The organism is Kribbella sp. NBC_00709, assembly GCF_036226565.1.
Lineage (GTDB): Bacteria > Actinomycetota > Actinomycetes > Propionibacteriales > Kribbellaceae > Kribbella.
In genome coordinates this window covers 7,760,775-7,781,857 of sequence record NZ_CP108996.1, presented here as the reverse complement: position 1 = coordinate 7,781,857, position 21,083 = coordinate 7,760,775, and the positions used below count along the sequence as shown (strand labels likewise).

Annotated in this window: 17 protein-coding genes; 6 read left to right on the top strand and 11 right to left on the bottom strand. The window is 67.8% G+C overall.

Features of this window, described 5'->3' with window-relative positions:
- Positions 1-80: 80 nt before the first annotated feature.
- From OHA18_RS38005 to OHA18_RS37995, 3 genes are all read left to right on the top strand, one after another.
- Positions 81-740 (top strand): hypothetical protein, encoded by a 660-nt coding sequence (locus OHA18_RS38005; RefSeq protein ID WP_329000225.1) that lies wholly within the window; start codon positions 81-83, stop codon positions 738-740.
- Positions 741-919: 179 nt separating this feature from the next.
- Positions 920-1,885, top strand: coding sequence for a ring-cleaving dioxygenase (locus OHA18_RS38000; protein ID WP_329000224.1), 966 nt, complete (start codon positions 920-922; stop codon positions 1,883-1,885).
- A complete protein-coding gene (locus OHA18_RS37995) occupies positions 1,885-2,517 on the top strand; it encodes an alpha/beta hydrolase (RefSeq protein ID WP_329000223.1) in 633 nt (210 codons plus the stop codon). The genes OHA18_RS38000 and OHA18_RS37995 overlap by 1 nt, the downstream gene beginning before the upstream one ends.
- Here OHA18_RS37995 and OHA18_RS37990 read toward each other — a convergent pair.
- The gene (locus tag OHA18_RS37990) at positions 2,510-4,519 is read right to left on the bottom strand and encodes an alpha-galactosidase (RefSeq protein WP_329000222.1); all 2,010 of its coding nucleotides are present in this window, start codon (positions 4,517-4,519) and stop codon (positions 2,510-2,512) included. The genes OHA18_RS37995 and OHA18_RS37990 overlap by 8 nt on opposite strands.
- 177 nt (positions 4,520-4,696) lie before the next feature.
- Between OHA18_RS37990 and OHA18_RS37985 the strand changes: the two genes are divergently transcribed.
- Positions 4,697-7,456 carry a helix-turn-helix transcriptional regulator gene (locus tag OHA18_RS37985; RefSeq protein ID WP_329000221.1) on the top strand — a complete coding sequence of 920 codons (2,760 nt, stop codon included), beginning with the start codon at positions 4,697-4,699 and terminating at the stop codon, positions 7,454-7,456.
- A gap of 81 nt (positions 7,457-7,537) precedes the next feature.
- Here OHA18_RS37985 and OHA18_RS37980 read toward each other — a convergent pair whose 3' ends face one another.
- The 4 genes from OHA18_RS37980 to OHA18_RS37965 form a co-directional block, all read right to left on the bottom strand.
- Positions 7,538-8,515, bottom strand: a complete 978-nt coding sequence (locus OHA18_RS37980) for a hypothetical protein (protein WP_329000220.1) — start codon at positions 8,513-8,515, stop codon at positions 7,538-7,540.
- Entirely contained in the window at positions 8,512-9,756 is a 1,245-nt protein-coding gene (locus OHA18_RS37975; RefSeq protein ID WP_329000219.1) for an MFS transporter, read from the bottom strand. Before OHA18_RS37975 ends, OHA18_RS37980 begins: the two co-directional genes overlap by 4 nt.
- A 5-nt stretch (positions 9,757-9,761) precedes the next feature.
- The gene (locus OHA18_RS37970) at positions 9,762-10,616 is read right to left on the bottom strand and encodes an alkaline phosphatase family protein (RefSeq protein WP_329000218.1); all 855 of its coding nucleotides are present in this window, start codon (positions 10,614-10,616) and stop codon (positions 9,762-9,764) included.
- Between the two features lie 178 nt (positions 10,617-10,794).
- Entirely contained in the window at positions 10,795-12,039 is a 1,245-nt protein-coding gene (locus tag OHA18_RS37965; protein ID WP_329000217.1) for a hypothetical protein, read from the bottom strand.
- Between the two features lie 193 nt (positions 12,040-12,232).
- Between OHA18_RS37965 and OHA18_RS37960 the strand changes: the two genes are divergently transcribed.
- Positions 12,233-14,842: a carbohydrate-binding protein gene (locus OHA18_RS37960; RefSeq protein WP_329000216.1), complete on the top strand. Its 2,610-nt coding sequence runs from the start codon at positions 12,233-12,235 to the stop codon at positions 14,840-14,842.
- Here the strand turns inward: OHA18_RS37960 and OHA18_RS37955 are convergent.
- From OHA18_RS37955 to OHA18_RS37930, 6 genes are all read right to left on the bottom strand, one after another.
- The gene (locus OHA18_RS37955; RefSeq protein WP_329000215.1) at positions 14,725-15,582 is read right to left on the bottom strand and encodes an MBL fold metallo-hydrolase; all 858 of its coding nucleotides are present in this window, start codon (positions 15,580-15,582) and stop codon (positions 14,725-14,727) included. The two genes, OHA18_RS37960 and OHA18_RS37955, sit on opposite strands and share 118 nt — an antisense overlap.
- On the bottom strand, positions 15,579-15,917 hold the full coding sequence (locus OHA18_RS37950; protein WP_329000214.1) for a DUF3870 domain-containing protein: 339 nt from the start codon (positions 15,915-15,917) through the stop codon (positions 15,579-15,581). The genes OHA18_RS37955 and OHA18_RS37950 overlap by 4 nt, the downstream gene beginning before the upstream one ends.
- A 47-nt stretch (positions 15,918-15,964) precedes the next feature.
- Positions 15,965-17,245, bottom strand: a complete 1,281-nt coding sequence (locus OHA18_RS37945; RefSeq protein WP_329000213.1) for an MFS transporter — start codon at positions 17,243-17,245, stop codon at positions 15,965-15,967.
- Positions 17,242-17,709, bottom strand: a complete 468-nt coding sequence (locus OHA18_RS37940) for a cupin domain-containing protein (protein WP_329000212.1) — start codon at positions 17,707-17,709, stop codon at positions 17,242-17,244. The genes OHA18_RS37945 and OHA18_RS37940 overlap by 4 nt, the downstream gene beginning before the upstream one ends.
- Before the next feature lie 114 nt (positions 17,710-17,823).
- Positions 17,824-18,444 carry a rhomboid family intramembrane serine protease gene (locus OHA18_RS37935; protein WP_329000211.1) on the bottom strand — a complete coding sequence of 207 codons (621 nt, stop codon included), beginning with the start codon at positions 18,442-18,444 and terminating at the stop codon, positions 17,824-17,826.
- Between the two features lie 116 nt (positions 18,445-18,560).
- Positions 18,561-19,526 carry an endonuclease/exonuclease/phosphatase family protein gene (locus tag OHA18_RS37930; RefSeq protein WP_329000210.1) on the bottom strand — a complete coding sequence of 322 codons (966 nt, stop codon included), beginning with the start codon at positions 19,524-19,526 and terminating at the stop codon, positions 18,561-18,563.
- A gap of 202 nt (positions 19,527-19,728) precedes the next feature.
- Between OHA18_RS37930 and OHA18_RS37925 the strand changes: the two genes are divergently transcribed.
- Complete coding sequence (locus OHA18_RS37925) at positions 19,729-21,063, top strand: TolB family protein (protein ID WP_329000209.1); 1,335 nt, start codon at positions 19,729-19,731, stop codon at positions 21,061-21,063.
- Positions 21,064-21,083: the final 20 nt, after the last annotated feature.

The window sequence follows — 21,083 nt, the reverse complement described above, 5'->3', positions numbered from 1 at the left end:
CAGGTGCCCACTCCGTCGTTCGGGGCGCGGGAAAGATCGACGCTGGACGGACTCAGTCAGCCCGAATTCAGGAGTCCGTCATGACAACAACCGCAGCAGCCACTCGTACCAGGACCTCAGCGGCGAAGGTCGCGTCGGCGGCGTCGATTCTGTTCGCACTCGCGCTGTTCTGGACCGTCGCCAGCATCGACGTACCGCACAGAGCCGACGACACGAAGCTGCTCGCCTGGTGGCAGCAGAGCAGCAACCAGGTGTCCGGCATCGTGTCGCAGTTCTGTGCGATCGCCGCGGCCCTGTTGTTCGTGGTGATCATCAACTACTTCAGGCTCCTCACGGCCACGACCGCGGCCGTGCAGTGGACGGCGTTCGCCCGCTCGATGGGTCTGATCTTCAGTACGACGCTGCTGGTCTCCGCGGCCTTGCGCGGCGTGATCGGGCACATGGTGAAGGTCGACGGTGAGCCGCTGCCCGGTCTCGACGTCCTCCGCTACTCCACCGCCCTCAACTACAACCTGATCGGCAGCATCACGATGACCGCCCTCGGACTGACGATCCTGGCCGTCTCGGTCGTCGTCGTACGGACGCTGGTCCTGGCCCGCTGGGTCGGGTACGTCGGGCTGGGATGCGCGGCGGTCATCCTGGTCGCGAGTGCGGCGATGATCGGCCAGTACACGATCAGCCTCGCCCTGCTCTGGTCCCTCTGCCTCAGCATCGCCATCTGGCGCGAGGCAGCAAGGTGAGCGTCAGGCCTCTGCTCCTTCCGCAGCCGTGCGGATGAGCTGAGCGACTTCGTCCGGGTGGGAGGTCATCGCGAGGTGGCCTACCCGAAGCTCGGCAGCGCCGGCCGCCATCAGCTGCGCGACCTCTGACCATGGTGGGGAACGACGTCCGGTCGTAGTGTCGGGGAGGGGAGGGCACGATGGTTGATTCGGTTGCACCGCACGGGCTTCACCATGTGACGGCGATCGCGGAGGATCCGCAGCGCAACGTGGACTTCTACACCACGGTGCTGGGTCTGCGCCTGGTCAAACGGACTGTCAACTTCGACGCTCCGGACACCTATCACCTGTACTACGGAGACGCTTCGGGCCGCCCGTCGACCTTGTTGACGTTCTTTCCGTGGCCTGGAGCGCCGAACGGCAAGCAGGGCACCGGTCTGACGACGGCGACCGCGTTCAGCGTGCCGCCGGAGTCGCTCGGTTGGTGGCAGCAGCGGCTGGACGGCCTCGGTGTCGACGCGGATGCGCCGGTCGCCGGCTCCGATCAGGAGGTCTTGAGGCTTCGGGATCCTGATGGTTTGGTGATCGAGCTGGTGGCGTCCGACGGTGACAGCCGGTCCGGTTGGGACGGTGTCGCCGCCATACCGTTCGACAATGCGATCCGGGGCCTCTTCTCGGTCACGATGACCGAGCAGCAGTTGGACCCGACAGCCGAGATGCTCGCGGGCATGCTGGGCATGCGGCATGGACAAGACACCCCCGATGGGTCGCGGTTCGTGATGTCCGGGGGAGCCGAGGGTACGGCGGTGGACGTCCGGCCGAGCCAGGCCGCTCGCGGAGTACAGGCTGCTGGAACGGTCCACCACATCGCCTTCCGGGCGCCTGATGGTGAGACGCAGGCGAAGTGGCGGCTGGAGCTGCTCGAGGCCGGAGTGCAGGTCACGGAGATCCTCGACCGGCAGTACTTCACCTCGATCTATTTCCGTGAACCAGGCGGAGTACTGCTCGAGATCGCGACCGACCAGCCAGGCTTCACCGTGGACGAGCCGCTGCTGGAGCTCGGCCAGCACCTGAAGCTTCCGCCCTGGCTCGAACCGAACCGCGAGCAGATCCAAGCCTCGTTGCCCCAGTTGCGCGTACCACCACAGCCGGACGAAGCCGGCTGATGAGCGAGGACCCGCTCCGGCGGCCGCACGTCTGGCTGCCGGGCTCCTCCGCGCCACCGCTGTTGTTGCTGCACGGCACCGGTGGGGACGAGCACGATCTCCTGGTACTGCGGGAGCACCTGGCGCCCGACGCGCCCGTGTTGTCGCCTCGGGGGACCGTGTCGGAGCAGGGGATGGCACGGTTCTTCCGGAGACTGAGGGAGGGCGTGTTCGACGAGGACGACCTCCGGTTGCGCGCGGACGAGCTCGCCGCCTTCCTGACAGCCGCCGAGCAGAAGTACGACGTGGCCGCTGGCTCCTGGTTGGCGGTCGGCTTCTCCAACGGCGCCAACATGGCTTCCGCGCTGCTCATACGCCACCCCGAGTCGCTCGCCGGCGCCATACTCCTGGCCGCGATGGTGCCCTTCGCGGCGGACGAGCCTCAGGACCACACGCTCACCGGTAAGCGAGTATTGATCGTCAACGGCAACAGCGACCCGATGGCGACGGCTCAGCAGACCAGCAGGCTGGCCGACCAACTCCGCCGCCACGACGCCGACGTCGAACTCCTCCCATTCACCGGCGGCCACACCATCGACGCCGGCACACTCCCCGAGATCAAGAAGTTCATCGACGCCGCAGGCATCAGGTGAGTTCGAGGACGCGGGCGGATGGCTCGGGAGTGGTGGCCGCGATGGTCAACGTGTCCTGTTTCCACTCGAAGGTCCAGCCGTCCGACTGAGTCGGGAACAGGTTCCGGATCTCGCGGCGACGCAGTGGCAGCTCGATCTGGGACGGTTCGGCTGAGCGGTGCCACACGGTGAGGTACGACGTCGTGGGCCCCTCGAGGCCGAGCACCACCCACTCGTCGGTCCAGTCGGGAAGGCCGAGCGGCCAGAAGGGAACGAGCTCTGGCAAGTGGGTCAGCACGGACCGGTGGGCGGCGAGCGCGGAGCGGACCAGGTCGAGCTCGGGCTGTGTCATCTGGTTCAGGTAACCGGACAGGTACATCCGGCCGAGGACGCCGTTGACCAGGCAGACAGTGAATTCCTCGCGCGACATCCCGGATCGGGGGTACGCCCAGTTGCCCGCCTGCTCGGGCAGTACGGAAGCCGGTGCAGCGGCCGCGATCGTTGCGTAGAGCAAGGGATCTTGCTGGTCGGAGGTCGACTGGAGATGCAGTCGGGACAGCATCGCGTAGTCCATCCGCAAAGCGCCGGAGCCACAGTTCTCGAGCAGCAACTGCGGATGCCGCGCCTGGACGTCGTCCAGCCAGTCGAGGAGTGCGCGCTGGTGTTCGAGCAGGCCCTGGCCGAGGGACTGTCCGTCCGAGTCGGTGCCGGGCCCGGTCATGGTGTTGTTGTCGAGCTTGAAGAACCCGATTCCGAAGTCGCCGACGAGCCGGTCGACCGTGTCGTCGAGATGCCGACGTGCCGCGGGGCTGCGGAGGTCCAGGAGGTGGCGACCGTTCTCCGCGACCCGGACACCTCGTCGGCTGAGGAACGCGTCGTCCGGGAGTTCGCGCGCGAGCGGCGAGTCGACGCCGACCACCTCAGGTTCGAGCCAGAGCCCCGGCACCATTGCGTGGTCGTGGATGCGCTTGATGACCTCGCCGAAGCCACCCGGGAAGCGGGTGGTGGACGGCTGCCAGGCGCCGACCGTGCTCCACCAGTCGCCCTCGGCGTACCAGCCGGCGTCGATGCAGAAGTACTCCGCGCCGACCGAGGCCGCTGCGTCGATCAACGGCAGGAGCCGCTCGGTGGTCGGATCACCCATCAGGGTGTTCATGTAGTCGTTGAAGATCACGGGGAGCTTGTCATCGGCGGGACGGTGCCGTCGGATGGCGCGGCGTTGCCGGGTCAGGGCGGCGAAGGCGGAGTCGCGGTCGTGTCCTGCGACGACTGAGACGGGCACGGTGGTGAACGGCTTGTCCGCCCTGATGGTCGCGGTCCACTGGTGCTCCTGATCGGACGGGCCGCTCAGCAAGAGGTAGCCGCCGTGCCGGTTCTCGCCGATCTCGTACAGCCATGGACCGTTGTGCTCGATCTGCCAGCCCAGCGCGTACCCGTCGCGGACCAGGACCCCGGTTGGCAGGTGCTCGCCGGTCGACCACGAACCTCGGCTCGTTACCGCGTGCAGAGTGCGCGGCACCGGGTAGTGCGGTTCGCGCTGGATGTCGGGCAGGCCGACCTTCCGCAGCGGCTGGACGGACCACCTGCTCTCGGCCATCCAGTCGTTGTCGCCGGAGACCAGGTCGAAGTCCACCGAGTCGAGTGCCACGACCACCGACGACAGGCTGGTCAGCTCGAGCGTGCCCCGGCCGGTCAACCGGGCTTCGCTCCAGGTGCGGACGCCGTACGCCGCCTCGAAGACGCTGGTGACCTGCAGCCCCGTCTCCGGATCCTGCTGCACGATCCGGAGCGCGGTCTCCGTGGCCTCGTGGCTCGTGTACCGCAGGCGGTGGCCGATGACGGTGCCGACATGGCGGTGGGTGCTGACGGTGCGACCGTGGCCGAGAGCCGTCACCTCCACCAGGGGCTGATCGCCCGAGTCTGCCGGGAGCTCAGAATCCTGTCCGACGGCGATCAGCCGGACCGGGCCGTCGTCGAAGGAGAAGGTCAGGGTCAGATGTGCAGCACGCCACTGAAAGGGCATCGGGCAGTCCTCAGGGGTCGGGAAGGAGCTCATGACCGGACGGAAGAGGTGGGATGTCTCCGCCCCTTGATCGTGTCACAGATGGACCCAAGGGCACGAGACTCGAAATTCATAGGATCGATCCTCGTCGATGGTGGGCGGATTGGCAGGCGTGAGCGGGCGTTGTAGCGTCCTGCCATGTCGACCGAAGATCCGCGGTACGGGTTGCTGGGTCGGCATGTCGAGTGCCGGTTCGCGGATCGGCTGCTGGACAACGTGCGGTCCGGTCAGAGTCAGGTGCTGGTCGTGCGCGGCGAGGCGGGGATCGGGAAGTCCGCGCTGCTGGGGTACACAGCACGCAGAGCGTCCGGCTGCCGGGTGGCGCGCGTGTCCGGGGTGCAGTACGAGTCGGAGCTCGCCTATGCCGGCCTCCATCAGCTCTGTGCGCCTTTCCTTCCGCTGAAGGAGCGGCTGCCCGCTCCGCAGCGTGATGCCCTCAACACGGCGTTCGGGCTCAGCGCGCACGGGCCTGCCGACCGCTTCGTCGTCGGACTCGCCGTACTCACTCTGCTCGCCGAGGCCGCGGAGGAGCGACCCCTGGTGTGCGTGATCGACGACGCTCAGTGGCTGGATCAGGCGTCGCTCATGACGATCGCGTTCGTTGCCCGCCGGCTGCTGGCCGAGTCGGTCGGGCTGGTGTTCGCGGCCCGTCAGCCCACTGAGGTACGCGAGCTGGCCGGGCTTCCGGAGCTGGTGCTCAGCGGACTGCGGCCCACCGATGCCCGCGCGCTCCTCGATGCGGCCTGGCCGGGACGCCTCGACGAGAAGGTCCGGGATCGGATCATCGCCGAGTCGCGGGGCAACCCGCTCGCACTGCTCGAGCTTCCGCGCGGCCTGACACCGGCCGAGCTGGCCGGCGGCTACCAACTCCCGGACGCGGCGCCGCTCGCGACCCAGATCGAGCAGAGCTTCCTGCGCCAGGTCGAGTCCCTTCCCGCCGATACTCGACAGCTCATGCTGACGGCAGCAGCCGAGCCGATGGGAGACGTCGGACTGCTGTGGCGCTCGGCCGCCGTGCTGGGACTCGGACCCGACGCCGCGGCGGCTGCCCAGCGTGACGGGCTGCTCGATCTCGGCTCACATGTCCGGTTCCGCCATCCGCTACTACGCTCAGCCGTCTACCGCGCCGCCCCCGCAAGCGACCGGCTGAAGGTGCACGCGGCGCTGGCCGCCGCCATCGATTCCGCCCGCGAACCCGATCGGCACGCATGGCATCGCGGCCATGCGACGACGGGTCTGGACGAGTCCATCGCCGATCAGCTGGAGCAGTCCGCCGGCCGCGCGCGAGCCCGCGGCGGCATTGCCGCTGCCGCCGCATTCCTCGAGCGAGCCGCCGAGTTGACCCCGGATCCGCGCAGCCGCGGCCGGCGAACTCTCGGCGCCGCCCAGGCGAGGTTCGAGTCGGGCGCGTTCGACGCCGCGACCGCACTGCTGGCACTGGCAGCCGGGTGCCCGATGGACGACCTCGGTCGGGCCATGATCGCTCGTCTCCGCGCCCAGATCGTGTTCGCGCTCAATCGCGGCGTCGACGCGCCGCCGCCGTTGCTCGCCGCGGCCGAGGAACTCGCGCCGCATGATGTCGAGACGGCGCGCGACACCTACCTCGAGGCGCTCGGCGCCACCATCTACGCCGGCCGCCTGCACGGCCCCGTCGGCTCCCGTCAAGTGGCCACCGCCGCGCGGAGAGTCCTGACGGAAGGACCTGCGGCGCGACCGACGGACGTCCTCCTCGATGGCCTGGCGACCCGGTTCACGGACGGCTACGTGGCCGGCGCCGCGCCGTTGCGGAATGCGCTGGATGCGTTCGCGACCGGTGACGACAACGACATCCTCCGCTGGTTCTGGTTGCCCTGGCTCACCGCGGCCGACCTCTGGGACGACCTGAAGTGGCACGAGTTGGCCGCTCGGGCGGTCCGGCTGTGCCGTGAATCCGGTGCGCTGACCTTGCTACCTCTGGCGCTCGGTTACCGGGCTCTCGTGCACGTGTACGCCGGCGAGTTCGCGGCCGCGTCGGCGTTGCTGGAGGAGAGCGGCATGATCTCCAGGGCGACTGGTGGCGCGGCCGTGAATTATCCCCTCATGTTGCTCGCAACCTGGCGAGGCATCGATCCGACCGAGCTCATGGACGTGTTCCGTACTGACATCGAGGACGTGACCGCGCGCGGCGAGGCACGATGGATCGGTGGCGCCGGGTATGTGAACGCTGTGCTTCACAACGGCCTCGGACGGTACGACGTCGCACTGGCCGCGGCCCGCCAGGCCTGCGAGTACGACGACTTCGGTCTCTACGGCTTCGCCCTGGTCGAGCTGGTCGAGGCAGCCGTCCGGAGCGGCGCCCGCGACGAGGCCGAAGCTGCCCTCCGACACGTGCGAGAACGGACAAGCGCAGCCGGCACTGACTGGGCACTCGGCGTACAGGCGTGGTCGCGCGCACTGCTGAGCGAGGGCCGGGCTGCCGACTCTCTCTACCGGGAGGCGATCGAGCGCCTGGAGCAGACCAGCGTCACCGTCCACCTCGGCCGTGCGCACCTGCTGTACGGCGAGTGGTTGCGCCGGGCAACCAGGCGTAACGACGCCCGCAATCAGCTTCGAGCCGCCCACGACCTCCTCAGCCAGATCGGAGCCGAGGCGTACGCCGAACGCGCCCGGCGGGAGCTGCTGGCCGCGGGCGGATCGGCACACAGTCGCAGCGACCAGACCCGACGCCTGCTGACAAATCAGGAGTCCCAGATCGCACGGCTCGCGCGGGACGGCCTGTCCAACCCCGAGATCGGAGCCGAGCTGTACATCAGCCGGCACACCGTGGACTGGCACCTGCGGAAGGTGTTCGCGAAGCTCGAGATCAGCTCGCGCAGAGAGCTGGGCCGCGTGCCGCTGAGCCGCCTCGAATCGGCCTAGCCCTCAGTCCCGGAGCGAGGCGAGCTGGTCCGCGAACCACGCCATCGCATCGATGTGCAGGAACGTGCCCCAGCTCACCCGCTAGCCCAGTGGGGCTGGAGATTCGGCGTGGGGGATGAGGAGGTCGGGGTGGCCTGAGCCGTTGGCGGGGACGGTCCAGACATCCGCATCGGTGGGTCCGTGGGGAATGGCGTAGGCGATGGTGGTGGCGTCGAGCCAGGCCGGCTGGTCGTCGACGGAGCGGGTCTCGGCCAGTGGTGTTCTGGCCCCGGTGGCCAGGTCGAGGACCGTCAGTCGCCAGCCCTTGGCGGGGTTGCCGTCGATCGCCGACTTGAAGGCGAGCCGGCGGCCGTCGGGGGACAGGGACGGACATTCCACGTTCTCGGCGATCGTGTGCACGGTCTTCGCCGCGATGTCGCCCTCGACCAGGTACCGATGGCCGGCGGTGGACATCGTGGCGTAGAAGCGGTTGTCGTCGGCGGTGAAGGTGATACCCCAGAAGTTCAGGTCGGCGGCCTTGTACGGATGACCGTCCAGCGTCACCGACAGGAACTCCAGCGAATCGACCATGTCCTGTGTCTTCAGGTCGATCAGTCCCGACCGGGTCGAGAACCGGCCGTTGTTGTACGAGTCGCCCGCGACGAACACGGTCCACGCCGCCATCCGCCCGTCCGCGGAGACGCGGGTGCGATTCGGTACCCCGACGAGCGGAATCGCCTTCTCCACCTGAAGATTCGTGTCCAGGATCGCGATCTGGTACGTCGTCAGCGCGCCGTCCTGCCGCAGGCACGTGCCGGTGCCACCAGCGGCATAGACCCGCAAGCAGCTCAACGCCGACACGGAACGCGGCCCTCCCGGATCGTTCTTCGCGACCAAGGCAAGGCGTCCTTTGCTGCCCGGCGCCGTACTGCGGAACATGATGCGCGGACCGCTCAGGCTGAGCCCGTCTGCGGCGGCAACCGGCGTACGGTCGTGTGTGGTCGTGAACACGCTGTAGGTCACCGCGACCGCGGTCAACAGGAACGCTCCGAGTACCGCGAACACCAGCCGTCGCGTCATGCCGGTTGCTCCGTGGTCGGCGAGATTCCGCGGAGCAACAGTGCAACCACGACGACGGCTGCAACGACCAGCACGGCGGCGATGCGGCTCGCGCTCGCCGGGCCCCACACCGTCCACGCCAACCCGAACAGGATCGACGATGCGAGATAGGACAGCGCCTGTCCGGTCTGGATGAGCGCGATCCCCGTAGTACGGAAGCCTTCCGGAAGCAGTGGGCCGGCCAACGCCATCAGTACGCCGTCCGTGGAGGCGTAGAAGAGGCCGTACAGACCCAGTACGACGACCAGCAACGGCCACCCGCCGAATGGCCCGAACAGGAGGAGATAGACCAGCACCAGCGCTGTGTAGCCGCCGAGGACCACCTTCAGCCGGCCGATCTTGTCCGCCAGTACGCCCAGAGGCGTGGCCAGCAGGAGATACGAGAGATTGGTGCCTACGGCAAGCAGTGGGAACCAGCCGATGCTGAGATCTTCACGGCGCTGGAGGAGCAGGTAGACGAAGCCGTCGCCGATCGTCACCACCCCGGCCACACAGGCGGCCAGGACCAGCCGTCGTACCGGTCCTCTGCGTAGGAGCTCACGGAGCGCTGAGGGAGCGACGGTGTTCTTCGGTGGTTGCTTGTCGCGGTGGTCGCGGACGAAGAGCACCAGCAACAGAACCCCGAACGCCGCGATACAGAAGCTCGCGACGAACACGCCGTCGTACGCCTGCGCGGTCGCAGCCAGAATGCCGACCGCGACCAGCGGCCCGGCGAACGCCCCGATCGTGTCCATCATCCGGTGGACGCCGAAGGCTCGGCCGTACAACGGCGGTGGCGTGGACAGGGTGATCAGCGCGTCCCGCGGCGCCGTACGGAGGCCCTTGCCGGTGCGGTCGATCGCGATCACGGCACCGATCGCGCCGACCGAGCTGCCGGCGGCCAGCAGGCCCAGCTTCGCGACCGCCGACAGCCCGTACCCGAAGCCTGCAACGGCTTTGCGGCGCCGGGACCGGTCCGCGACGTACCCGCCGATCAGCCGCAACAAGGCGGTCGCGCCGGTGTACGTGCCGTCGACCACGCCGTACAGGGCAGGGCTCAGGTGCAGGCCGATCATCAGGTACACCGGCAGGATCGCGGTCACCATCTCGGACGAGATGTCGGTGACCAAGCTGACCGCGCCGAGCGCGAGGACGTTGCCGCTGACAAGGAACAGGGCACGTCCGCGGGCCGTCTGCGGGCGGTCGATCGTGGACAGGTACACCGGCGTCAGTTCCAGATGTTGGTGATCTCTGCGGCCGGGTTCAGGTGACCCAGGCCGTACGAGCTCTCGATGGTGCTGAGCACGTTGTAGTGGTTGACCTGGTTGGCGAACGTGCCCACCTGGGTGTGCGCGCCGACGAACGCGGTGAAGATGTGGTTCGACGAGCCGCCGTTGTCCTCGTCGAAGGTGATCACGAGCAGACTGTTGTGCGTCTTGGCCCAGGTTGCGTACGCCGTCAGGTTGTTCTTCAGCCAGGTGTCACCGGTGCCGACCGAGCAGTCGTGCATGTCGCTGCACATGTTCGGCGTCACGAAGGACACAGTCGGCAGGCTCGCGTAGTTCGCCGAGCTCGGGAAGTCGCTGTACCGGAGGTTGCTCGCGGTCGGCACGTTGCTGAAGTTGACCCAGCTGTTGTGCTTGCGCTGGTACTGGCCGCTCGAGCAGCCGGTGTAGCCGGCCGACGGCATGCTCTCGGAGTACCCCTTGAAGGTCTTGCCGGCCGCGATCAGCTGCTTGCCGAGGTTGTCGGTGCTGTACGTGTGTGGGCAGCTGTCGCTGGTCAGGCCCTGCGTCGAGCCGGAGAAGATGGCCGCGTAGTTCGGCTGGCTCGGGTGCGTGACGCCGTACGCCTGGGTGAACTTCGCGCCCTGCCCGGCCAGGCTGTTGAAGGTCGGCGCACTGGAGCTGCCGTTGATCTGTGAGTAGGCGTGGTTCTCGAACATCACCACGACGATGTGATCGAACGCGGGCACAGCCGTCGCCGCTTGCGCACTGGGCGACCTGTCGGCGATCGCCACCACCGACGCGGCGACAACCGTCACCACCGCCACCAGCATTCCCGCAACGCGTTTCCGGATCACGATGTCTCCTCCCAGCACCGGCCACGGCCCTGGCTGCCCCAGGGCCGTGAACCATCGTGGGAGTCGCCGCCCAACGTCACCAGTCCCGGCAGATGTGCGTAAGGTGAACAGACCGTCACTTGACAATGACTTTGGGTCGCGTCGCGCGATCTGAGGGCCGGCTGGTACGACGAGATGGTCAGGGGCTGGTGACGACGAGCGTCGGCGGATTGTGGACCGGGCCAGGAAGTGCGCTCGTCTCGTACGGCTGCCGCAGTCCCGGTCGCCAGGCGAGGAGCCGGGTCCGGGTTCCCGCGTCGAGGGCCATCATCAACCAGTCGCCACGGCCCGCGAACGCCAGCCCGGGTTGCGCCTTGGCGGGCAGATCGATCCCCGGCACGATGGTCAGCCGGCCGGTGCCGAGCTGCACGATCGCGATGTCCGTCGGCGCCGGCGGATGGCCGTTGAAGCGTGGGTCCGTGGACACTTGTTCGATCAGGAAGGCAGCCCGCGTGCCGTCAGGGCTGACGACCCCGCAACAGGCGGAGCCTGGGAGCGGGGATCCGAGGGTCTCCGCGCCGCCGATCGCCCGGCGGTGCAGCGTGCAGGGTGACGCGTCGTCCGCACAGCCGCTGGCCCAGAGGACCTGACCCGCGCCGGCGGCGAGCGGCGCCACGTGCTGGTCGAGCTTGGTCTGCAACCGGCCGGTACGGGCATCGACGAGCGCGAGCCAGGTCGGTGAGATCCCCGGATCGGGCTGCAGGAGTCCGACGAGCGTGTCGCCGACGACCGCGGACGGGGCGAAACCGAGCGGCAGCCGGACCCGTTCCCCGCCGAAGAGCGGAGCGATCGTGCCGTACGGAGATTCGATGCCGCTGGCGAAGGTGGCGATCCACACGCGACTGCCATCGGTCAGGGCCCACTCGGTGGGCCCGAGCGGGCGGACGACACTCACCTGGTGATCGACGCTGACGCGCAACATCGCGTAGGGGGCCGTTTCGTCGCATGACCCAGTGGTCGCGTACGCCGTGATCGGATCACCGGCCAGTACCGCGGCGTACTCGCCCGGCCGGACGACGGCATCAGGCAAGGTCGTCGCGTGGCCGCTGTCGAAGTCGACGAGTCGGAGCCGTTCTCCGCCCAGCAGCAGCTGGATGCCGGTGTGCTCGGCGGGAGCTGTACTCGACACGACGGGCAGTGGCGTTTCCGCCCCGCAGGCACCGGGCGCCGTCGGCCAAGCCGGTACCGCCTGTCCGTCGGGGACGGTGCTGATCAGATCGGACGGGCTGGGAGTCGGTGTGACCTGATGCTGCGGACGATCCGTCGAGGCGCGGAGGACGATCAGGGACAGCAGCGCCACCAGGACCAGGATCCATCCGGCCCTTCGGCGGCCCCGCCCCGAGGTCTTTCCGACTTCGAGGACCTCGTCCCGATCGTGTTCCACACCACCATGGAATCACCGGCATCCTCGCCGGGCCCGCCGTCTTGACGCGTCGGCGACATTCGCGTTTCATCCTCCTCACGGTGTATTCGCAATTTCTCGATCGTTCGGAGCAAATTGCTAACATCGTGGCCTCCGCAGCGCCCATCCTCGGGACCGCCCCGCTCCCGACCTGTGGAGGCCGGAGAGGAAGATCATGCGCTCTTTCCGTCGACTGGCCGCGGTCGCTTGCGCGAGCGTCCTGACTGCGGTTCCCGTTGCCACCGTGTTCGTCGTACCGGCGGCTGCCGACACGGCCGCTGTGACGGCTGCCGGCGCGACTGTGCCGTTCACCTCCTACGAGGCCGAGGTTGGTTCGCTCGGCGGCGGCGCGACCTCGGTGTCGCTGACCGCCGCTCCGACGACGCAGTACTCCAGCGCTTCGCTCGAGGCATCCGGACACGCCTACGCCCACCTCGCGGCCACCGGCCAGAGCGTGCAGTGGACCAACAACACCGGCCACCCGATCAGCGCCATCACCGTCCGGCTGAGCATCCCCGACAGCGCTTCCGGTGGCGGCCAGACCAGCACGCTGAACCTGTACGTCGACGGCGGTCTGCGCCAGACGCTCAACGTCAACTCGAAGCAGACCTGGCTGTACGAGGGCAACAACTACAACGGCAACAGCCAGAGTCCCTCCGACGGGGACCCGCGGGTGTTCTTCGACGAGACGCGCACCTTCGTCACCGGTACGCCGATCGCCGCGGGCGGCACGTTCATGCTGCGCAAGGACTCCGGCAACTCGGCCGCCTTCTACGACATCGACGTCGTCGATGTGGAGAACCCGCCGGCGCCCATCGCCCAGCCCGCCAACTCGATCTCCATCACCGACTGCGGCGCGGTCGCCGACAACACGCCGACCAACGGCGCGGCCGACCCCGCATCGGTGGACAGCCGGGCCGCCATCCAGAACTGCATCAACCAGGCGCAGTCGCAGGGCAAGACCGTCTGGATCCCGGCCGGCACCTTCTACGTCAAGGGGACACAAGGTCTTCAGGCTCAGGGCATCACGATCGCGGGCGCGGGCGCGTGGTACAGCACGATCTATCGCGACGTACCGCTGCCGAACAGCACTCCGCTGCCCGCGTTGTGGGGCCTGACCTCGACCACGATCCAGAACCTGCACGTCGACTCGAACGCGACCAGCCGCGCCACCGTCGACGGCGCGGGCGGCTCGATGGACGTCACCGGAACGAACTGGGTGGCCGACGGGATCTGGACCCAGCACACGCTCTCCGGCTTCTGGGCCTCCGGCACCGGCGGCACCATCCGGAACAACCGCCTGACGACGATCTGGGCCGATGGCGCCAACGTCAACAACGTCTCGATGGGGAACTCCGTCGGCAACAACCTGACCATCACCAACAACTTCGTCCGTGGCACCGGCGACGACGCCCTGGCGATCAACTCCGTCAACTACAACGACATCGACGGCACGCGGGTCTACTACACCCCGATGGCGAACGCGGTGGTCACGAACAACACGTCGATCGCGCCGTGGGGCGGCAAGGGGGTCGGCGTGTACGGCGGCAGCGGCCATCGGATCGAGAACAACTACGTCTCCGACACCGCTCGCTACATCGGCCTGGGCGCCGGGCGTTTCGGTGTCAATGGCAACGATCTGTTGTCGGCGAGCGTCACCGGGAACCTCGTCGTACGCTCCGGCGGGAACGCGTACAGCCAGGGGCAGCCGGCCTTCCACATCGGCAACGGCGGTGACGGCCAGAACGTCGGCGTCGTCGATCGCGTGACCGCGAGCAACAACACCATCGTCGACTCGCTGTACGACGGGATCGGCTTCTCCACCTCGACGAACACGGTGCTCCAGAACAACACCGTCACCTCACCGTGGCGCAACGGCATCGTCATCGCGCCGCCGTTCTACCCCGCTCCGTCCGGATCCGCGACGATCACCGGCAACACGGTTGCCGGCGGCGGGACGCCGTACCTGAACAGCTCGGGCGGATTCAGCGCGACGCTCAGCGGCAACAGCTGGCAGGGCGGTACGACGGAAGGCCCGTACGGCGGGACGCCCGCCGCGATCCCTGGCGCCGTACAGGCGGAGAACTACAACACCGGCGGGCAAGGCGTCGCGTACAACGTGGGCTCGATCAACGGCACCGGGAACAGCTATCGGACCGACGGGGTCGATCTCGAGTCCACCGCAGATACCGGCGGCGGTTACAACCTGGGCTGGACGAGCACCGGCCAGTGGTTCCACTACACCGTCAACGTCGCCACCGCCGGTACGTACAGCGTCGCGATGCGCGTCGCGACGCCGGCCGCGGTGACCAACGCATTGCATGTGGCCAGCGCCTCCGGTACCAACCTCAGCGGCAACGTCAGCCTTCCGTCGACCGGCGGCTGGCAGAACTGGTCAACCGTCACCACCCAGGTGAACCTGCCGGCCGGGCTGCAGACCCTCACGGTCTACCAGGACAACGGCGGCTGGAACCTCAACAGCCTGCAGTTCGCCAGCGGCTCGACGGCAACCGCCAACCTGGCGGCGGGTAAGCCCACCAGCGAGTGTTCCCGCAGTGGACGCAGGTCGATCTGGGCTCCGCCCAGTCCGCGAGCCGGCGAGCGACCATCACCGCGAACGCTAGCTGGCCGGCCGCACAACTCGCCGAATTCCAGATCTGGACCTGATCACCGACCATCGATTGCTGTGACGGGTCCGGGAACGGTGTCCCCGAGGATGGCGCCGAGGTACCGGCCGGCTTCGAGGACACCGGGATTGTCGTGCGCGGGTACGACGTACCGGTAGGCGCGAGCGCGCTGCGTCGCGCCGATCTCGTCGAGGACGCTGCCGGTGAAGTTGTTCGTCAGGCCGGGCACCGACGGGTCCAGGTAGGTGGGTTGGACGGCGCCCACGAAGGTGTCTCGCGGTGGGCTGTGCAGCGCAGCCCTGACGTCGTAGAAGAGGTCTCCGCACAGGTACGCCGGGCCGTCGTCGGTGGGGACGACGACGGAGAGCGAGCCGGCCGTGTGCCCGCCGGTGTGGACGCAGGTGATTCCGGGTGCGATCTCGATCGGGCCGGTCCGGTCGAGATCGAGCAGCCGCAACGCACCCGGGGAGTAGAGCCGGTCGAGCAGATGATGCAGGTCGTCGAGTGCGTACGCGATGCCCTGGATACCGCTGCATGCCGCCGCGAGCTCGCTCCGGTTCATCACCACGGGAACGCTCGTCGGGACCTTGTCGAGATGACCGGCGTGGTCGCGGTGAGCGTGGGTCAGGATGACGCATCCGAGTTCACCGGCGCTGATGCCGTGGGCCTCGAGCTGCTCGTGGAAGCCCTGACCGGCGGCGATCGTGCCGCCGGCGCCGAGAACGGACGGGTCGCGATAGCCGGCATCGACGAGGATCGGCGCGTCGCCACCGAGGATCAGGAAGCCCTGAGCCGGTACGTCGACCGCGGTACCCGGCAGGGTTCCGCGGACCTGCATGGAAGCGTCGATGCGTACGGAGCCGAAGTTGAGACGCTTGATCACGTATGTCGCTGTCATTGCTCGCCTCCTGATGCCGTCGTGAGGTGGACGGCGTACCGACGGGCCGCGTCGCTCACGGCCTGCCGGATCGCCCCCGAGGCGTGGCCTAGGTAGTTCTCCTCGATCACGGTGAGAGCGTCGTCGACGGGGCGGGACAGGTCGCGACCGAGGAGGAGGTCGGCGAGCCAGCGCCGGACTGCCCCGCTGACGGCGGTGGAGTCGACTTCGAGGATGCGATGCGATTCCTTGTCCACAAGGAAGACGACGGACAAGAACTCGTGAGTGGCGCGCAAGGCCGAGCCCAGGGGGACCTTGGCGTAGCCGACGACGACCATGCTCGCAGTGGAATCCATCTCGTGAGTGTGCCATCGACGGTGGTCCGGAGAATTGTTGTGCGTCGTCATGGCGCGGCCGGGGCCTGGCGCAGCTCGTCCACGCCGGCCACCGCGGCCGGCTCCGCACCGCGATCGCGCATCGCGAGCAGAACTGCGGCTCCGAGCACCATGGCCACGATCATCGAGACCAGGGCGGGGGTGAAGGAACCGGTGGTCTGGATGAGCCAGCCGATGTACAGGGGCCCGAGGAATCCGCTGATCTGCGTACCCATGTTGATCAGGCCCAGCCACGTACCCACCTCCTGCGGAGACACCAGATCCATCGGGACCGACCAGAACGGCCCGAGGCCGGCGTAGAGGAAGAACCCAGCCGCGGTCAGCCCGATACCGGCACCAAGCATGGAGTCGGCCGCTGCAGTCAGGCCGATGCACAACGCGGTGGCGAGATAAGTGGCTGCGATGAACCTACGGCGCTGGTGGTTGAAGCGGCTTTGGCACAACCAGGCTCCGAGGAGCAGACCCACGGCTCCGGCGAGATAGGGAGACGTGGCCAGCCAGCCTGCCTGCTTGAGGTCGAGGTGCCGGTACGTGAGCAGGTAGGTGGGCAGCCAGCCCATCAGTCCGTAGAGCACGAAGCCGAAGCAGAAGAACGCCGCGAAGGCGAGCAGCACATGACCAGGCACCTTGTAGGTGCGGGCTGTGCGGATCGTTGTGCTTGGGGCACCGCGCTCCGGAGCATCGCGGCGAGTTGGCGTGTCCCTGAGCAGCCAGAGCGCCAACACGACGATCACGACTCCCGGTACTAGCGTGCCGTAGAACACCCACCGCCACCCGAACGACTGGATGATCGGGAACGTGATCTTCGGCGCGAGCGCCGGCCCCAGGGGCAGCGCGGTGAGCATGATCGCCAGTGGGATCGAGCGTCGCCCGGATCCGAACCAGTTGGCCAGCGTCCGCCACAGCGGCGGTGGATGGAAGCCCTCGCCCGCACCCATCAGGAACCTGACGGCGAGCAAGGCGATCAGGCTGCCGGCGGCCAGGCCGGTCAGCACGCTGAACACGGTCCACCAGGCGATAGCGGCCGCGATGAAGCGACGCTGCCCCCATCGATCGGAGAGCCGGCCGGCGGGCACCTGGACGATGGTGTAGCTCAGGAACAGTGCGCCGGTGACGAGGCCGGCGACCGACGCCGACAGGCCCAGCTCCTTGGACATGAACGGCAGGGCGGCGGCGATCGACACCCGGTCGAAGTACGACAGCACGAGGGTGAGCCACAGGACCGCGAGTACGACCCAGCGATAGCGGCTGCGGGACTCGGGTACGCCGCCCGGGCGCGTCCCGGTCACCGTACCCACCCCTCGGCGATGCTCGGGTCGAAGTCGGTGTCCTCGGGGAGGAACTCGTTGACCGGGGCACCGAGGTACGCCGGCGTCTCGTCGTCGTCGAAGAGGCCGACGGCGAAGGCTTTGACCAGGGGATCGTCCTGCAGGCCCGGAGTGTGGACCTCCACCAGGACGGCCGGGGCGTCGAACTTGTTCCACGACCAGTGCCGCGCGTTCGCGGGGACCCGCAGGAAGTCGCCCGCCTGCATCAGCACCGCTCGGTCCTCGATCATCACCCACAGCGCTCCCGACTGCAGCCAGTTCAACTGCTCACAGTCGTGCCGGTGCGGGCGGGAGTGATAGCCGGCGGGACGCGTCGCGATCAGTAGCGACGACGCGTTTCCGTAGACAGCCTTCGTACTGAAGGCGGTGTTGCCCATGTCGGCCAGTTCTTCGCGGACCTCGTCCGCCGTGGCGTGAATCGACATCGAAGCGCTCCCTTGTGCACGAGACGGCAGCGCACATCGCGATGCCACTCGAGGGAGCCGACGTGTGGAGTGTCGCCGATCGGTACGGAGAGCCGCGGATCGTCGACCACGTGGTCAGCTGTCGATGGCCGAAACCATAGGCCTGCGTGTGTCGCCTGGCAAGAGGAAGAAGCCCAGGACCATGCCGAGCAGACAGGGGAGGCCGTGGTTGTCCTGCACGATCGTGTCGACCACGGCCAGCACAGGGACCGCGAAGGCCATGATGCGGAACTGCAGCGGCGGCGTGACGCCGTACCGGCTCGGGGCGAGGATGATCACCGTGGCGAGCCCGCCGATCAGGCCGGCGACGCACATCGAGTTGCCTGCGCCCACCGGGTTCAGCCAGAGGTAGCTCATGAGCTGCCCGAACCATCCACAGACGAAGTAGAGGACCAGCCACCGCCAACGGCCGAACACACGCTCGGCAACCGCGCCGAAGACCGCCAGCAAGATCAGGTTCGAGACGAGTCCGGATGCCCAGCCGTCCTGGAAGAACATGCCCGTCAGCAGCCGGTACCACTGCCCGTGGTCGATCCGAGAGGCGTCCCGTACGACGTACTCGTAGAGCGGCCGGTGCACCAGCTGCGCGATGCCGCAGGCCAGCGTCACCAGGAACACGGCGGCAGTCAGCAACGGCCGGGGCGGGCCGAACGCGCGTGCTGCGAGCGGGGAACGAGGTGCGGTGCGAGTGGTCACAACAGAAACCTAATGTGTCGCCGCCGCCGTACCTCGGAGGTTTGTCATGATGATCTCGGCCGTTTGTCATACGTCGGCGTGGTGCCAAGTCCCTGTCGCCCGGGACGCCGGGACATTCAGGAGACGGTGAATTCGAGCCAGAGAGGGTAGTGGTCGGAGATGCGCCACGACAGCCGGGTCTTGTCGAGATCGGTGAGGACGTGTGGCACGAAGTCGAAGTTGCCGGCCCGGTGGGTGTAGGTCAGGCCGTCGAGGAGCGAAGGCAGGCCAGGTTTGGTGGTGTCGCTGAACCAGGCGATCTGGTCGTAGAAGTGGTGGCTGTGGGGGTTGTCGAAGATGGTGCGCGGGAGGACGTCGAGCTCTGACGGCGGCCACAGTCCGGTCGAGACGAACGCTTGGTACAACGGGTTGCCGAGCCGGTCGAGGTTGAAGTCACCGAGCACAAGGAGATTGTGGTTCCAGTCCTTCGGACGGTCGGCCCAGCCACGCATCCAGGTAGCGAAGGCGGTCACTTCGTCGACTCTGTCGGCCGGGCCGTCGCCCCAGATGACGTGCACCGTGGTCAGGATGAAGTCGGTGTTGCCACGGACGAATCCGGCGGCGTACGGCGTGCGGGCGAACTGCGTCACCGGACCCTGCGCCGCGGCCGGCAGGACGATCTCGCCGACGAGGCCGGACGGCTGGATCCGCCGGCTGTCGTAGATGTAGGCGAGCCGCTCGTCGCCGCCGGGATCGCCCTCGGTGACATCCGACGCGATGACGTGGTACTGCGGACCGAGCAGTGAGAGCACGCCGAACAGGGCCGTCGTGTCGCGCCGCGTCTCCTGGACGGCAGTCACGTCGAACCGCTCGATGACCGCGGCGATGCAGGCCAGGGCGTGCCAATCGCGGCGCGGACTGTCTCCTGCGATCGAGTCCCAGCGCCGGGCCAGGCCGCCGAAGGCGCGGATGTTCCAGGTCCCGATCAGCAGGTTGTCGCCGGTCTTCTCGGGTGTCGCCAGCTTCAGTGCGGCCTTGATGCGGTCGAGGTCGGCAGCGGCACCGGCAGGCATCGGACCGGGCGGCGCCGGAATTGTCGCCATCACACACCACCTTTCACTGCTTTCAGGTGGTGGATTCACGTCGAAATAGAATCTACTGCCCCCTGATTCGCAGTATGCGAAAGAGGATTACCGGTGTCAACGGGCGAGGCCTGGGGCCATTGATTCAAGCACTTCGTTCATTTCCGGTCCGCAACTTTATGCGATTCGGTTGCATCTAGCAGGTGTCCAAAGGGGGGACATCGTGACACTTCTTCACACCATCAAGGACCGTCGACCGATTCGTACTGCGCTCGCAGTACTCGCAGTAGCCGCAGTGCCGGTGGGCGCGGTCGCTGTGCCGGCGACCGCCGCCGCAGCTCCGCACCAGGGCACGATCGGTCTCGTGTCGGTCGGAGCCGCCGGAGGTGGTGGTAACGCCGGCTTGTTCCCAGGAACCGAGAAGGGTGTGGGAGTGTCGGCCGACGGGCGCTACGTCGTCTTCTCGTCCTACGCGACCGATCTCGTGGCCAACGACACCAACGGCCAACGCGACGTCTTCGTCCGCGACACCAAGACCGGCCGTACGACGCTCGCATCGGTCGGGGCCGGCGGGGTTCAGGGGAACCAGGCGAGCCGGCAAGGGTCGATCTCGGCCGACGGGCGGTTCGTCGCCTTCAACTCGGACGCTTCGAACCTGCTGCCCGGTGACACCAACAACAGCCCGGACGTCTTCGTTCGCGATCTGCGGACCGGGCGTACGACGCTGGTCTCCGTCGGCCGCAACGGTCAGGCGGACCAAGGTGCGCTGCAGCCGGAGATGTCGCCCGATGGTCGCCATGTGGCGTTCACGTCGGGATCGACGAACCTGGTGGCCGGCGACACGAACAACCTCGCGGACGTCTTCGTCCGGGACCTCGACGCCGGACGGACCCAGCGGGTATCGCTGACCGTCAACGGACGCCAGTCGGCTTATTCTGCGAGTGATCCCGCGATCTCGGCGGACGGGCGCTTCGTGGCGTTTGCTTCCAATACCGAGGTGGCTGTCCGGGACCGCAGTACGAACAGGACGCGAGTGGTTTCGCGCGGCGTGACCGTCGACCCGCGGTCCGAGTCGCTCGAGGCCGTCAAGCCGGCCATCTCCAACGACGGACGGTTCGTGGTCTTCACCGTCATCGGGTGGTTTCCGGGAATGGATCCGGTGCCGAACGTCTGGCTTCGCGACCTCCGTACCGATCGGCTCGAGCTGATTTCCGTCGACGACTCGGGCCAGCCGGCGCTGGGTATCGGCGGCAGCTTCCGTACCGACATCTCGGCGGACGGGCGGTACGTCACCTTCGGTACGACCGCTCGGCTGAGTGACGCGGACCAGGGGGAGCTCAGCGACGTGTTCCGGTTCGACCGGAAGACCGACTCGGTCCGCTGGATCACGTCCGGCCAGGATCAGACCCGGGTGGACAACATCAACGGCAGCCACGGCCCGGCGATCTCCGACGACGGACAGCATGTGGCGTTCGACTCCGATGCCAAGACATTGGCACCCGGTGGCGGGACTTCCGGATACGACACGTATCTGTGGAGCTCCGCGCGCATCAGGTGAAGAATGGCGCGAAGCGGTCG